13 protein-coding genes and 1 tRNA gene are annotated in these 13,966 nt (G+C 57.5%); 4 read left to right on the top strand and 10 right to left on the bottom strand.

Annotation, left to right across the window (positions count from 1 at the left end; genetic code table 11):
• Positions 1–6 precede the first annotated feature (6 nt).
• Entirely contained in the window at positions 7–855 is an 849-nt protein-coding gene (gene lgt, locus AB2L51_RS08455) for a prolipoprotein diacylglyceryl transferase (RefSeq protein ID WP_395582138.1), read from the bottom strand.
• Positions 856–1,112: 257 nt separating this feature from the next.
• Between lgt and AB2L51_RS08450 the strand changes: the two genes are divergently transcribed.
• A complete protein-coding gene (locus tag AB2L51_RS08450) occupies positions 1,113–1,409 on the top strand; it encodes a putative quinol monooxygenase (RefSeq protein WP_395582139.1) in 297 nt (98 codons plus the stop codon).
• 51 nt (positions 1,410–1,460) lie between these two features.
• Here AB2L51_RS08450 and AB2L51_RS08445 read toward each other — a convergent pair whose 3' ends face one another.
• Positions 1,461–3,056, bottom strand: coding sequence for an L-lactate permease (locus AB2L51_RS08445; protein ID WP_395582140.1), 1,596 nt, complete (start codon positions 3,054–3,056; stop codon positions 1,461–1,463).
• A gap of 221 nt (positions 3,057–3,277) precedes the next feature.
• Between AB2L51_RS08445 and AB2L51_RS08440 the strand changes: the two genes are divergently transcribed.
• Together AB2L51_RS08440 and AB2L51_RS08435 are read left to right on the top strand one after the other, a co-directional pair.
• Complete coding sequence (locus AB2L51_RS08440; RefSeq protein ID WP_395582141.1) at positions 3,278–4,615, top strand: PQQ-dependent sugar dehydrogenase; 1,338 nt, start codon at positions 3,278–3,280, stop codon at positions 4,613–4,615.
• A 149-nt stretch (positions 4,616–4,764) separates the two neighbouring features.
• Positions 4,765–5,949 carry a lipase family protein gene (locus tag AB2L51_RS08435; RefSeq protein ID WP_395582142.1) on the top strand — a complete coding sequence of 395 codons (1,185 nt, stop codon included), beginning with the start codon at positions 4,765–4,767 and terminating at the stop codon, positions 5,947–5,949.
• A gap of 231 nt (positions 5,950–6,180) precedes the next feature.
• On the opposite strand, the gene AB2L51_RS08430 is transcribed toward AB2L51_RS08435, so the two are convergent.
• Positions 6,181–6,257: transfer RNA gene (locus tag AB2L51_RS08430), tRNA-Arg, on the bottom strand.
• Positions 6,258–6,328: 71 nt separating this feature from the next.
• Positions 6,329–6,766 carry a hypothetical protein gene (locus tag AB2L51_RS08425; protein WP_395582143.1) on the bottom strand — a complete coding sequence of 146 codons (438 nt, stop codon included), beginning with the start codon at positions 6,764–6,766 and terminating at the stop codon, positions 6,329–6,331.
• Positions 6,767–6,994: 228 nt separating this feature from the next.
• Between AB2L51_RS08425 and guaA the strand changes: the two genes are divergently transcribed.
• Positions 6,995–8,593, top strand: a complete 1,599-nt coding sequence (gene guaA / locus AB2L51_RS08420; RefSeq protein ID WP_395582144.1) for a glutamine-hydrolyzing GMP synthase — start codon at positions 6,995–6,997, stop codon at positions 8,591–8,593.
• Between the two features lie 177 nt (positions 8,594–8,770).
• Here guaA and AB2L51_RS08415 read toward each other — a convergent pair whose 3' ends face one another.
• The 6 genes from AB2L51_RS08415 to mtnA all read right to left on the bottom strand — a co-directional run bounded on the left by AB2L51_RS08415 (position 8,771) and on the right by mtnA (position 13,664).
• On the bottom strand, positions 8,771–9,520 hold the full coding sequence (locus tag AB2L51_RS08415) for a class I SAM-dependent methyltransferase (protein WP_395582145.1): 750 nt from the start codon (positions 9,518–9,520) through the stop codon (positions 8,771–8,773).
• A gap of 6 nt (positions 9,521–9,526) precedes the next feature.
• Positions 9,527–9,745 (bottom strand): hypothetical protein, encoded by a 219-nt coding sequence (locus tag AB2L51_RS08410; protein WP_395582146.1) that lies wholly within the window; start codon positions 9,743–9,745, stop codon positions 9,527–9,529.
• Positions 9,746–9,874: 129 nt separating this feature from the next.
• Positions 9,875–10,918 carry a cysteine synthase A gene (locus AB2L51_RS08405; protein ID WP_395582147.1) on the bottom strand — a complete coding sequence of 348 codons (1,044 nt, stop codon included), beginning with the start codon at positions 10,916–10,918 and terminating at the stop codon, positions 9,875–9,877.
• Positions 10,919–10,990: 72 nt separating this feature from the next.
• Positions 10,991–11,881, bottom strand: coding sequence for a DUF2272 domain-containing protein (locus AB2L51_RS08400; RefSeq protein ID WP_395582148.1), 891 nt, complete (start codon positions 11,879–11,881; stop codon positions 10,991–10,993).
• Positions 11,882–12,037: 156 nt separating this feature from the next.
• On the bottom strand, positions 12,038–12,535 hold the full coding sequence (locus tag AB2L51_RS08395; protein ID WP_395582149.1) for an aminoacyl-tRNA deacylase: 498 nt from the start codon (positions 12,533–12,535) through the stop codon (positions 12,038–12,040).
• A gap of 31 nt (positions 12,536–12,566) precedes the next feature.
• Entirely contained in the window at positions 12,567–13,664 is a 1,098-nt protein-coding gene (gene mtnA / locus AB2L51_RS08390) for an S-methyl-5-thioribose-1-phosphate isomerase (RefSeq protein ID WP_395582150.1), read from the bottom strand.
• Positions 13,665–13,966: the final 302 nt, after the last annotated feature.

The following is a 13,966-nucleotide window of genomic DNA, read 5'->3' as shown; positions in this document are numbered from 1 at the left end:
GTCCGTTCAGTTTTTTTCAGCAGGTTGATCTTGCGGGTCGGGCAGGCCGGCGTATATGGACTGGCGGCGGGCGTACAGCATCAGGCCAATGCCTGCGACCAGCATGGGCAGGCAGAGCAACTGCCCCATGGTAATGCCGCCGGGCAGGTAGCCGAGGAAGGAATCCGGCTCGCGGAAGAACTCGCAAAAGGAGCGTGCACAGCCATATCCTGCCAGAAACATGCCAGCCAGAAAACCGGGATGTTCCCGCACCGACTGGCGGCGGGAGGCGGTAAACAGGATTAAAAACAGCAAAAGTCCCTCGGTCAGGGATTCATAAAGCTGGGAAGGATGGCGCGGGATTGGCCCCCCGGTAGGGAAAATCATGGCCCAGGGCAGGCTTGCCGGGGCCTCGCGGCCCCAGAGTTCGCCGTTAATGAAGTTGGCCAGACGCCCCAGCCCCAGCCCGATGGGGACAGCTACGGTCACGCGGTCTGCAAAAGCCAGAAAGTTCAGCTTATAGCGCCAGGTAAACAGCACCATGGCGGTAATGACCCCGAGCGCTCCCCCATGGAAAGACATGCCCCCGTGCCACACTTCCAGTATGGAGAGCGGATGGCTGAGGTAATAGCTGGGCTGGTAGAACAGCACGTAACCAAGCCGCCCCCCTACAAGCACGCCAATGGTCACCCATGTCAGAAAGTCGTCCGCCAGTTCGGTCGTGCCCGCACGCGGGCGCAGGGCCAGCAGTTTACGCAGCAGCATGATACCCAGCACAATGCCCAGAATATAGGACAGCGCATACCAGCGAATGGCCAATGGCCCGAAATGCACCAGCACCGGGTCGAACTGTGGAAACATCAGAACAGGAAGCATGGAAAGGTTAATCCGGTGCGTGAGGGGCCAGAGATCGGGGTGGTCTGCGCTCAGGCGGACCAGAGCAGCAACCGGCCCACCAGAGGGTGGGGCTTAGGCGGGACTATAAAGGGCGTGCCTGCTCCCTCCAAGCCAGCAAATGCGTGGCAACGCACATGAACGTGCAAAAACCGGGTAATAAGCCGGTAGTCAGGGGAGTGTCAGTTTTCTATCATGCCCGGTATTATCCCTTTTTGAGAAGACAGAAGGTTTGACCCATGAGCGATGAAATTACGGTCGTTGCTATTCTCAAGACCAAAGCGGGTTGTGAGGATGCTGTTGCAAAAGCCATGGCGGCCTGTGTGCCCGCGTCCCGCGCGGAGGCCACAAACCGCCAGTATGTGCCCAACCGGGATCTGGATGACCCGCAGACACTGATTTTTATTGAACGCTGGGCCAGCCGGCAGGCTCTGGCCGATCATATGGAAACACCGCACTTCAAACAACTGGCGGCCGCGCTGGAAGGGCTGCTTGAAGCCCCCTTGCAGGTGCATATCCTGCAACCAGTAGCCTGAAAGCCAGAAGGGCCAGCGCTCCCCTTGGCAGGAGGGGCGCTGGCGGAGTGGCTAACGCAGGACAAACTGCTGGATAACGACCAGCACACCGATGCAGAAGGTCAGGAACAGGCTGTGCTTGAATGTGCGGGCCAGCACAGCACCTTCCTGCCCCTTGAGCGAGGTGACGGATACACCGGTGGTAATGTTCTGGGGGGAGATCATCTTGCCCATGACCCCGCCAGAGGAGTTGGCCGAGGCAAACAGAACAGGGTCAAGCGAGAGCTGGTGTGCGGCAGCAACCTGAAGGTTGCCAAAGAGCGCATTGCCCGATGTGTCGCTTCCGGTCAGGAAGACGGCCACCCAGCCCAGAAAGACCGAAACAAGCGGGAAGAGCATGCCGGTGGAAGATACCGCATAGCCCAGCGTGTAGGTCATGCCCGAATAGTTCATCAAAAACGCCAGACCAATGGTCAGTGCTACGGTCACGACCGCCAGCCACGCCTGTCGCACGGTTGTGGCAATGGCCGCGCCAAACTGGCGCAACGTGGTGCGGGTGAGCAGGGCGCTCAGAATGGCGGCAACCAGAATGGCCGTGCCCGTGCCGAGGGGTTCAAACTTCCAGACCGCAGCATAAACGGATTTGTACAGCGATATGAAAACAGCATTGTCCAGCCCCGGCCAGTGTACGGGCAGCGCACCAATACGGGCAACGTGCAGCGCGTCCCATGCAATGACCACGGCAATGACCGTAACCCATGGAATCCAGCCCTGCCAGAGCGGCACGGGGGCTGCGTTGGCAGGTTTTTCCGCATTGATCTGGCTGAGGTCTATGGCGTACGCCGGGTCAGGCGCAGGTTGCCAGAAGCGCAGGAACACAATGCTGGCTACAAGAGACACGCTGGAAGACAGCACGTTACTCAGGCTGTACAGCCCCGCGCCGGAAATGACGAGCAGGGTCAGGGCAAAGCTTCCACCGGCGACAAGCAGAATGGGCCATGTCTGCCGTATGGAACGCCACCCACCGTAAAGCGCCATAACATAAAACGGAATAAGGCAGGCAAAGGGGGTCAGCTGGCGGCCAATGGTCGCGCCAAGCACATCTGGCGGCAGCCCGGTAATGGAGCCCAGCACGGTTACGGGAATCCCCAGCCCCCCAAAAGCCACGGGTGCTGAGTTGAAGATGAGCACATAGGTCAGCGCGTCCAGTGCGGGAAAACCCAGCATGATCAGCAACGCACTTGTAATGGCAACAGGTGTGCCAAACCCGGCAACCCCTTCCAGCGCTGCGCTGAAGCAGAAGCCAAGCACGATCAGGATGATACGGCGGTCATTGGGGACATGCCGGATAATCCAGCCCCTGAACGCGTCAAACCGTCCATTATGGACGGCAACGTTAAACAGAAGCAGGGCGCACAGCGCGATCCACATGACCGGCAGCAGCGAAAAAACCATACCGTTGGTTATGCTGGCCACAGCCAGTGCAGGGGGCAGGCCCCACAGGCCAATGGCAATAACCAGCCCCACGGCCAGCCCTCCAAGGGAGGACTGCCAGGCAGGGCGGCGCAAAACCCCCATAAGAAACAGGGTAACAAGAATGGGGCAGGCTGCAACAAGAAAGGAAAGCAGCAGGCTGTGACCCACAGGAGCAAGAGGCTGTATGAACATGATTGTTCTCAAACAAGGCGTTGTACCTCTCTCGTGATGGAGAGAGCGTTTGAAGTAACACGTGCTCCTGTGTGAAGATGCAATAAAATTTCGTGTTATATCATGCAGGGTGTTCCTGTGAGCCGCCTGCCAGTACGGTTTTTGCCGTGCAAACCCGTGGTCACATGCTGCGTTCGGGTTATCATGGATTAAGTGTTGTGCGGTGTACGGAGGGCGGATTTATGGGGTCACGAAGAATATGGGTGGCGGGTGGCGCGCTGGTTGCGTTGGCGGCCGTGGTTGGGGGTGGTGTTCAGTATTCCCGCACGGAGCGGGCAGGGCTGGCTGTTGAACAGGGTATGGGTCCTGCCCCCATGCTGCCTGCCCCCGCGCCACGGCTCTTGCCTACGGTCAACATTGCCAACCCCATAGGCTGGCGGAAAGGAGAACACCCAACGCCCGCCCCCGGGCTCGGTGTGACGGCTTTTGCCGCAGGGCTGGACCATCCGCGCTGGCTCTATGTCCTGCCCAATGGGGATGTGCTGGTTGCCCAGAGCAATTCTCCGGGCACGGATATCCAGACAGTCAAGAACCGTATTGCCAGCCTTATCATGGGGGCTGTTGGCGCGGGGGAGCCCAGCCCCAACAGAATCATGCTCCTGCGTGATGAAAAGGGGCAGGGGACAGCAACGCTGCAAACGGTTCTGCTAGACCATCTTTATTCCCCTTTTGGCATGGCGCTGGTCGGGAATGACCTTTACGTGGCTAACGCCAATGCCATTGTAAAATTTCCCTACCATCCGGGGGATACGCATATTACGGCCGAGCCTGTAAAAGTGGCTGATCTGCCAGCAGGGTATAACCACCACTGGACCAAGAACATTCTGGCCAGTCCGGACGGGCGGTTTTTATACGTGACCGTCGGCTCCAACAGTAATGTGGCCGAACACGGCATGGCGGTGGAGGAAGGTCGCGCACGGATTGACAGGCTGGACCTGCAAACCGGAAAGCTGGAGCCATATGCAACAGGTTTGCGCAACCCGAATGGTATGGGGTGGGAGCCAGAAACCGGTGCCTTATGGGTGGCAGTCAATGAACGTGATGAAATTGGCAGTGACCTTGTGCCGGATTACATGACATCTGTGCAGGAGGGAGGGTTTTACGGCTGGCCTTATAGTTATTACGGCCAGCATGTGGATGTGCGGGTGAGCCCACCACGTCCCGATCTGGTCGCCACCGCACTGGTGCCCGATTATGCACTCGGCCCGCATACCGCATCCCTCGGCCTGACATTTACAGAGACCGCCCGGCTGTTGCCCGAAGCCATGCGTCAGGGTGTTATTATCGGGCAGCACGGGTCCTGGAACCGGCGGCCCAAAAGTGGTTACAGGGTCATTTATATTCCCTTTAACGCGGGCAAACCCGATGGCGCGGCACAGGAGGTGCTGACAGGCTTCCTCACCCCCGATCAGGACCATGTGCATGGGCGGCCTGTGGGCGTTGTCATTGACCGGAATGGCGCACTCCTTGTTGCTGATGATGTGGGGAATACCATCTGGCGCGTGACCCAAGCTCCCTGAGCCGGTCTGCAACGGCAGTGTTGGGGTTTTTGTGCCCTTGCGTCCGGGGCGGGATAATGAAACTCTACAGGCATAAAATTGGCAGAGTGTTTGCATTTCTGCCGTTTTTTGCAATATGGGGCGCATAAGCTCCGTACAAGGGGTATTTCATGAAATCCGTACCACGTCTTGTAGCTGCTGCTTCCCTGCTTGCTCTGGCGGCGTGCCAGACGCCAGCACCGCAGGTTCCGGCCCCACCTGTGCCGGTGAGTGGTATATTAACGCAGCATCAGCCGCTTGCACCCGAGCTTGGGGTTGCGGGGAGTGGTCCGGCTTTTAGCATGCAGTATCTGTCCACCAACGGGGTGTCGGGTGTTGGGCTGGTGCCGGTTACGGGGGTTGTCATTTACCCTGCGGGCCCGGCCCCACAGGGGGGCTGGCCTATTGTGGCGTGGGCACACGGCACGGTGGGGGTTGCCAGAAGTTGTGCGCCCTCTCTCAACCCCCGCTCTGCACGGGACCAGACATATCTGAGCGAATGGTTGCGCCGTGGGTTTGCCATTGTCGCTACCGATTATCAGGGCTTGGGGAGTGATGGCACACATCCGTACCTGAACGCCCGGGCAGAAGCGTACAGCGTGCTTGATGGGGTAAAGGCTGCACTGGCCGGTCTGCCTGACCTGAGCAATACGATCATGATCGTGGGGCAGTCTCAGGGGGCGGGAGCGGCTTTTGCCTCTGCGGGCTATGCCCCGGCGTACGCTCCGGCATTGCATGTGCGTGGGGTGGTGGCCACGGGTATTCCCTATATGTCGCCTGAGGTTATCAAGGTTGTTCTGCATGCCAAACCACAGAACAGTGCAAGTGGCATAGACCCGGTTGTCGCTTATGCCCTGCTGATTGGCGCATCCGAAGCCGGGCTTAACCCCGCGTTCAAGCCGGAGCAGGCCTTTACGCCGCGCGCCATGCCCACATTCCATGCTGCATCGGAAATATGCGCCCGCCCGTTGATGGCGCGTATAAAAACCGAAGAGCTGACACGGGCCAATGCATTTGAACCAACCCTGCTACAGGCTATGGCGCCTGCGTTCAAAGGCATGCTGTTCCCCACGCTCAGGCTTGATGTGCCGCTGTTTGTCGGTATTGGCATGACAGACAGGGATGTGGCCCCTCAGGGGCAGCTTATGCTGGTCAAGGATGCCTGCAAGGCGGGCACTGTTGTGCAGGCGCATCTGTATAAGGGGCAGGACCACTCTCAGGCTGTTCTGGCATCCATGGCGGATTCCGCGGCCTTTACCACAGCAGTCATGAACGGCCAGCCTGTTCAGGCGGTGTGCAGTCCGGTTGCGCAATAAGGTTTTGTAAAACAGCAGGCAGAAACCGGAGCATTCCGCAGTGTTCCGGTTCCTGTTGAATGCTCGGGCCTGTTTCATGCAGCGTACGTGCTTTGCACAGTATTACGCTCTGGAGCCTGCCTGCTCTCCTGAAGCCGGAATAAGGGCCGCCAGAATGAGACGAGGTGCTCTGCAATAGACAGAACAGCAAAACTGCTCTTTATGGCAGAAATTTTTATTTTAGGGAAAGTGTGGTGCACCCGAAGAGACTCGAACTCCTAACCCCCAGATTCGTAGTCTGGTGCTCTATCCAGTTGAGCTACGGGTGCACTGTGAGGCGGTGTTTAGCCGAGCATCCTGACCTCGGCAACCCCTAAAAATGATATTTCTGACTTTTTTTCTAATTTCGGTTCAAAAAGTTATCCAGCGGGTGGTTCTCCGGGCGGCGGAGTATGATGTGCGCGCGGCAGGTGGGGGTGCCGTAAATGCCTTCAAACGTGTCGTCTATCGGATGGGCCTCAAAAACGATGGGCAGAGGCTGCTTGCGGGCATCGGTCAGGATAAGCTGGGCGTGGTAGTGCTGGCGCGCCTTGTTGGGGACACCATGCAGGACCAGATTGCCCATCTGGGGCACAAAAATCATGCGTGTGGGCTGTATCTGCATATAGGATACGCCTTCGGTTGGGCAGTCGAGGCCTTTGTCCGCCACCAGAGTGCCTGTCCAGTCCCCATACGGGTCATTGGCGGCGGAGGTCGCGGCCTGTGCGGGGCTAAAGGCTGCCCACCCCATGCCCAGCAGGACGGCGTATCCGCATAACTGCAAGTGTCTGACGTTCATGTTCGGGGCTCTCCTGTGCTGTCAGCCTGAATCTGGGGTGATAAGCAGGTTGTGGCAAGTCCGGGCGGAAAACAGATTTGCTTGGTCTTCCGGCTTTTATAGGGTGACGAGCCCGCTGCATGGCTTTATATCCGCTGTCATACTTATTTGGTGGTGGGCCTTGAGCGTGTTTGTCGCCACAGCACAAGCAAAGCCGACCCTGACGCAGACCAGAAAGAACCATGACCCATGTCCGATGCCGCTCAGCCCGTTTCACCTGTTGTGCTGGATGAAGCCTTGCACCATGACCGTATTCTGATTCTGGATTTTGGCAGCCAGGTTACGCAGCTGATTGCCCGCCGTGTGCGTGAAAGCGGCGTGTATTGCGAAATCTGGCCCTTTACGACAGACGCTGAAAAAATACGTTCTTTTGTTCCGCGCGGCATTATCCTGTCTGGTGGCCCGGCCAGCGTAAATGGGCCCGATGCCCCCAGAATTCCGGATGTGGTGTTTGAGATGGCAGTGCCCGTTCTGGGTATCTGCTATGGTCAGCAGGCCATGTGCAAGCAACTCGGCGGGGAAGTGGAAAGCGGGGAACACCGTGAATTCGGCCGCGCCTTTGTTGATATTGTAGAAGATTGCGCCCTGTTCCGTGGGGCATGGGCACGCGGTGGGCGTGAGCAGGTCTGGATGAGCCATGGTGACCGGGTGGTCGCATTACCGCCGGGATTCCGCACGGTGGCGGTCAGCCAGGGGGCACCGTTTGCGGTGATCGCGGATGAAGGGCGGCGCCTTTACGGTGTGCAGTTCCACCCTGAGGTCGTGCATACGCCGCACGGTGCCGCACTGCTGGAAAACTTTACGCACAACGTGGCAGGCTGTTCAGGGTCGTGGACCATGGCTGGTTTCCGCGAAATGGAAATTGCCCGTATCCGCGCTCAGGTCGGGACAGGCAAGGTAATCTGCGGTCTGTCCGGCGGTGTGGATTCCTCCGTTGCTGCCGTGCTGATCCACGAAGCCATTGGCGAACAGCTTACCTGCATTTTTGTCGATCACGGCATGCTGCGTGCAGGGGAGGCGGATGATGTTATCAAAACCTTCCGTGGCCAGTTCAACATCCAGCTTATTCACCGGGATGCGTCTGACATTTTCCTGAGCGCGCTCGACGGCGTGACAGACCCGGAAATCAAGCGCAAGACCATCGGCCGTTTGTTTGTGGAAGTGTTCGAGGAAGAAGCCACCAAACTCGGCGGCGCGCAGTTCCTTGCTCAGGGCACACTCTACCCTGATGTGATCGAGAGCGTGAGCTTTACGGGTGGCCCGTCTGTAACCATCAAATCCCATCATAACGTTGGTGGTTTGCCCGAACGCATGAACATGCAACTGGTGGAACCGCTGCGTGAACTGTTCAAGGACGAAGTGCGCGATCTGGGGCGTGAGCTCGGGATTCCGGAAGTTATTGTCGGGCGGCATCCGTTCCCCGGTCCGGGGCTTGCCATTCGTATTCCCGGGAATATCACGCGTGAAAAGCTGGATCTGCTGCGCAAGGTGGATACCGTTTTTCTGGAAGAAATCCGCGCGGCGGGTCTGTACGATGCCATCTGGCAGGCATTTGCCGTGCTTCTGCCCGTGCGCACTGTGGGCGTTATGGGGGATGGCCGCACATATGATCAGGCCTGTGCCCTGCGTGCCGTAACCAGCACAGACGGCATGACGGCAGATGTCTACCCGTTTGACATGAGCTTCCTGACCAGAGTGGCTGGGCGGATTGTTAACGAGGTCCGCGGTATTAACCGCGTAACATATGACATCACCTCCAAACCCCCCGGCACGATCGAGTGGGAATAAGCGCTACAGAGCCACTCAGACAGGTGACCTTTCTGTGAACTGCTGAGGTAGGGTTTCGCAATTTAGAAACGGGGTGCATCCATAAAGGTGCGCCCTGTTTTTTTTGCCAACAAAAGAGGTGCCGGGGTGAGTTTTGCGCGAGGTTGAAAGACCGGACGTGCGTAAAAACTCAAATCATCAGGGTTTGCGCAGGCAGATGAAGATGATGGACAGTGAGAATGTTTTGGGGAGCCAGTCGAACGGGTTTGTATGAATCTGGTCGATCCGCATATTGTGGCGGATGGTCTGTGCCAGCCAGCGCCAGTCAAACCCTTTGTGGCCCGTGCCGTGCGTTTCCACCCTATCCAGATTGAACAGTGCGGCATGCAGGGTTTCGGCCCATGTGTATTCCTTGTGCCGCATATAGCCCGTGAGCAGGGAGCCAATATTCTTGACCAGAATAACCGGGCCGACCTCGTTAGGGACCGAGCACATAAAGGCGGCAGGCTGAGCAAGGGCTATCTGTTCTATAAGGCGGACAACAAGATTTTCCGGAATATGCTCCAGGGTTTCCAGCGCAAGAATAACATCGGTATTCTGGAACGCGTCATAGTGGTCAGTAATGGAACCCGTGATGATTTTAAAGTTCGGATGCTCCGAATACCTTGCCCGCGCAATACCGCTTAACGCCTCATCCTGATCTATGCCGATATAGGTGATGTTGAAGCGGCTATTGAGGATATGGAACACTTTGGCATGTGCACAGCCTATATCCACCACCCGTAAGGTGCGGGATGGGGCTTGGGCGGACAGCTTGGTAAACAGCCGGATTAAATGCTTGTATCGGGTGGTATGCAGGTAAGAAACCAGCGGGTTGAAAGCCTGCTTTTTTTCATAACAGGTCAGGCCATCACTGCCAGGTGGTGTGGATGAAGTAGGTTGTACCATCAAAATCTAGCTGTCATGCGATGACGGGCGGTTGTGCCAATCTATGCAGACATCTGACAGCCACAACGTAAGTGCTGAAACAAAAAGCCAGAGAAGGCCAGGGAAGATGTTAAAATCCTGAATGACAACAATGCCGATACAAAACGCGGCAATGGAAATGGTCAGGGTAATAAGGCAGCAGAACACTGCGACAGGCCAGCTTTCGGGAAGACCGAGTTTTGTCATGAACATCTCACGCCAGAAACCGGGGCGTGCTCCTTGATATGGTCCATAAAACAGGCGTGATCCGGAGTTCTGGCAATACCTGCCCAAAAAACTGACCATAACGGGGTTTCTTTGGGCAGGGACATCACCTTACTGATCCAGCCAGGGAGCAACCGGCAGGTTTTTCTCCCGCAGGAAGGTCGGGTTGAACAGTTTGGATTCATACCGTGCGCCACCATCTGCCAGAATGGTCACAATTCTATGGCCCGGTCCAAGCCTGCGGGCGATGCGTATGGCAGCCGCGACATTAATGCCAGAAGACCCGCCGACAGACAGCCCCTCTTCTCCCAGCAGGCTGTAAATCACGTCCAGTGCTTCAGGGTCGGGAATACGCTCTGCATCGTCAATGGGAGCGTCCTCAAGGTTGCCGGTCACGCGGGACTGGCCAATACCCTCGGTAATGGAAGACCCGGCTACGGACAGGTCGTTATTCTTGACCCAGCCATACAGGCCGGAGCCTTCGGGGTCTGCCAGTACAATCTGCGGGGTTTTTACGCCGTCGCGCCGGGCTGCATCGTGCAGGCCAAGGGCTATGCCTGCCAGTGTGCCACCCGTGCCGCATGCGCAGGTAAAAGCATCCACCTTGCCATCCATCTGCTGCCAGATTTCCTGCGCTGTGGTGGCGCGGTGGCCCTCGCGGTTGGCGGTGTTGTCAAACTGGTTGGCCCAGACCCAGCCGTTTTCTTCCGCCAGACGGCGGGAGACATGCACGTAGTTGCCCGGGTCGCGGTAGGGTTTGGCGGGCACAAGGCGCAGGTCCGCGCCAATCATGCGCAAAAAGCCGATTTTTTCGCGGCTTTGTGTTTCGGGCATGACGATCACGCATTTATAGCCGCGGGCATTGGCGACCAGTGTCAGGCCAATGCCGGTATTGCCCGCCGTGCCTTCCACCAGAGTGCCACCGGGCTTGAGCACGCCACGGCGTTCCGCATCGTCAATAATGGCAAGGGCCGCACGGTCCTTTACGGAGCCGCCGGGATTCATAAACTCCGCCTTGCCGTAAATCTGACAACCCGTTGCTTCAGATGCCTTGCGCAGAAGAATAAGAGGGGTTCCACCTACCGCACCGGGCATGTCGGGCGAGAGTGAAGTCCAGCCTGGATGGGTGGTGGAGGGCGCTGCGCTTCTGGTCATCTGTATACCCTGCTTGTTATGATCAGGTTGGTCGATCGGGGCTGGTCTGCGCAGGAGATAAACTCCTGCCGCCTACCGGCCTGCGTCCGGTTCTTCTTGTGCATCATATAACACCTCCAAAACCGCACACCAAGGATAGCGTGGATCGTAGCTCTGACCGGTCGGGCTTGCCAGACGCCCCTGTTCATCTGTGGGAACGTGGGTCAGGGCGACAGCATCGTCAATATTGCCGCCAATAACGCTGATCTGGCGGCCAAAGGGTGGCCCATTCTGGCCTGTGGCCACTACATAGCCGCAATGCGCAGGAAAACCGTAGGAAGTCGGCAGGCTCGCAAAGCGGATGCTCTGCCTGCCACGCCCACGGGCCACACAGATCAGGTCGCCCGCCTTGGGCGTGTAAGCTGCGGGGTCGCGCGCGCGCAGGATGGGGGATAACCCCGATGCAGCGGCATTGATATAGGTGGAATGGTTGGGTGAATAGGGGAAGCGGTCATTCGCTCCGGCAATACGCATGACGTATGAGATGAATGCAGCCGACCATGCAAAAAAACCGTCATGCACAAAGTCCGTCAACTGGCCATCGGCATTGTGTTTGCCGCTCCATGAGGCTTCGGTCGTGTTCGGGTCCATGCCGATCCACCAGTATTCGCCCACGCGCTGCCACAGGCCGGGTGCTCGCTCGGGTTTAATGGCGGCGACCTGTGGTTCGGGGCGCTGTTCGGGGTCATCATCATTAACCGGGCTGCCAAACAGGCGCCATTCGCGCATGGCAATGGCTACGACATCCTGCGGATTGAAAGGCTCAAAATTGCGCGTGGCAAAGTCCGGTACATGGCTGTTTACGCCATAGCTGCCCGATACGCGGCTACCACGGGAGGACGTACCGCCCCCCGAAGAGGGCTGGGAGGTGCAGGCCGCCAGACACAAAGGTGCCAGAAGGGCCACAGTCAGCTTGCGTGGCATCTTGTCTCCATACCAGAACAGGGCCTTGTTCGGGGGCGGACGAAGTGGTTCGGCCGCCTTGCAGAACAAAACCCTGTTGTAAGGAATAGGCGTCCTTTCTGGAGGGTGGAAGGGGGTTTATGCTCCTTTAACCCTCTCATGTGCTTTTTTGTCTGCTCAGGCCGGGGGTGTATCCATGGTAATGCTGGCAGTCCGGGCCTGCACGCATCGTATGGCGTCTGCCGGGGCCAGTTCCACAATAAGGCCACGGCCACCACCGTTGATGTAGAGCCTGTCCAGTTTGAGAATGCTTTCGTCAAACACAACGGGTACGGTTGTGCGTGCGCCAAAGGGGCTGATTCCCCCAACCCGAAAACCCGTGAGCGCTTCAGCTTTTTCAGCACCAAGCATACGGGCATTGCGACCGCCAAAAAGGGCGGCCACTTTTTTCAGGTCCATTTTCAGGTGAACGGGAATGGCGGTGCAGACAACCTGCTTTTTGTCGACTTCCACCATCAGGGTCTTAAAAACCTTTTGCTGGTCAATGCCTATGCCTGCCGCGGCATGCAGGCCGATCTTGCCCGGATCGGACACGTAATCATAATCATGCATGGTGTAGGGCACGGCATGGGCGGTCAGGAACAGTGTTGTCGGTGTTTGATCAGAGTTCGGCATAACAGACGTTTTTCCAATGTGGTCCAGAGTTCTAGCCTCGTTCGGGAAAAAGGGAGAGCAGGCCATCGGGTGTGGCCGCGCAGCAGCCTTTTTCTGTTATCAGGCCGGTTACAAGGCGGGCCGGGGTTACGTCAAACGCGGGATTGGCGGCCTTGCTGCCGTCTGGAGTAATCTGCACCCGGCTGATCTGCCCGCTGTCATTCCGCCCATGGATATGGGTAATTTCGGCTTCCGAGCGTTCTTCAATAGGGATTTCACGCATGCCATCGGCCACGCGCCAGTCTATGGTCGTGGAAGGCAGGGCAACCCAGAATGGCACATTGTTGTCCCGTGCGGCCAGGGCTTTCAGGTAAGTGCCAATCTTGTTGGCGACATCGGCATTGCGGGTGACGCGGTCGGTACCAACAATAACCATATCCACCAGCCCGTGCTGCATCAGGTGGCCACCGGCATTGTCCGCAATAACGGTGTGGGGCACGCCGTGGCTGCCAAGCTCCCATGCCGTTAGCGCAGCACCCTGATTGCGGGGGCGTGTTTCATCCACCCAGACATGCACGTTCAGACCTTCGTCATGTGCCATGTAAATGGGGGCGAGTGCTGTGCCCCAGTCCACTGTGGCAATCCAGCCGGCATTGCAATGTGTCAGAATGTTAATTCGGTCATTCTTGCCGCGTTGCGCAGCCAGTGTGCGCAGCAGTTCCAGACCATGCAGGCCAATGGCCTCATTCTGGGCGGCATCTTCATCACAGATGCGGCCTGCTTCGGCATAGGCCGCATCGGTCCGCTGGGCGGGGGGCAGGGGGCGGAGGTGGTTCAGCATTCTTTCAATCGCCCAGACCAGATTTATGGCCGTGGGGCGCGTGGCGGCCAGCATGGCCGCCTGCTGTTCCAGTGCGGTGTCGGAACTGTCCGTGCGCAGGGCCAGAGCCAGACCATAGGCCGCAACCGCGCCAATAAGCGGGGCGCCACGGACCTGCATGGTTTTAATGGCATGGGCAACCTGCCCGGGTGTGGTCAACTGGAGAATATCCAGTGCAAAAGGCAGGCGGGTCTGGTCAAAAATATGCACGGACCAGCCGTCTTTTTCATCAACCCAAACGCTGCGGTAAGGTGTGCCGTTAATTTTCATTGGCCAAGGTTCCTGATGGCGGGAGATAAAAATCGCTCGCTGATCATAGGGTTTCTTTGAGTATGTGGGCAATATCCTCATGCCATGACAGTTTTGCGAACATGTATAGAACATAGGGTCTGTAATGGTTGAATCCAGGCAGTCTATTCTTGAAAAGCTGAGAGTATTTTTTTGCATTTCCAGTCATTTTTGTTATGTAGAGGGGGAAATGGGCGCGCTTTGCTGATATTGCGGAATGTGCCACGAACAGGTTTGTTTTTAATTTTTTAAAAGAATGTTTTCTCTTCTTGATCTTTTTAAAG

It is taken from the genome of Acetobacter fabarum (genome assembly GCF_040702925.2).
GTDB classification, from domain to species: Bacteria; Pseudomonadota; Alphaproteobacteria; order Acetobacterales; family Acetobacteraceae; genus Acetobacter; species Acetobacter fabarum_B.
The sequence above is the reverse complement of the archived record's forward strand: the minus strand, read 5'-3'. Positions and strand labels throughout refer to the sequence as shown.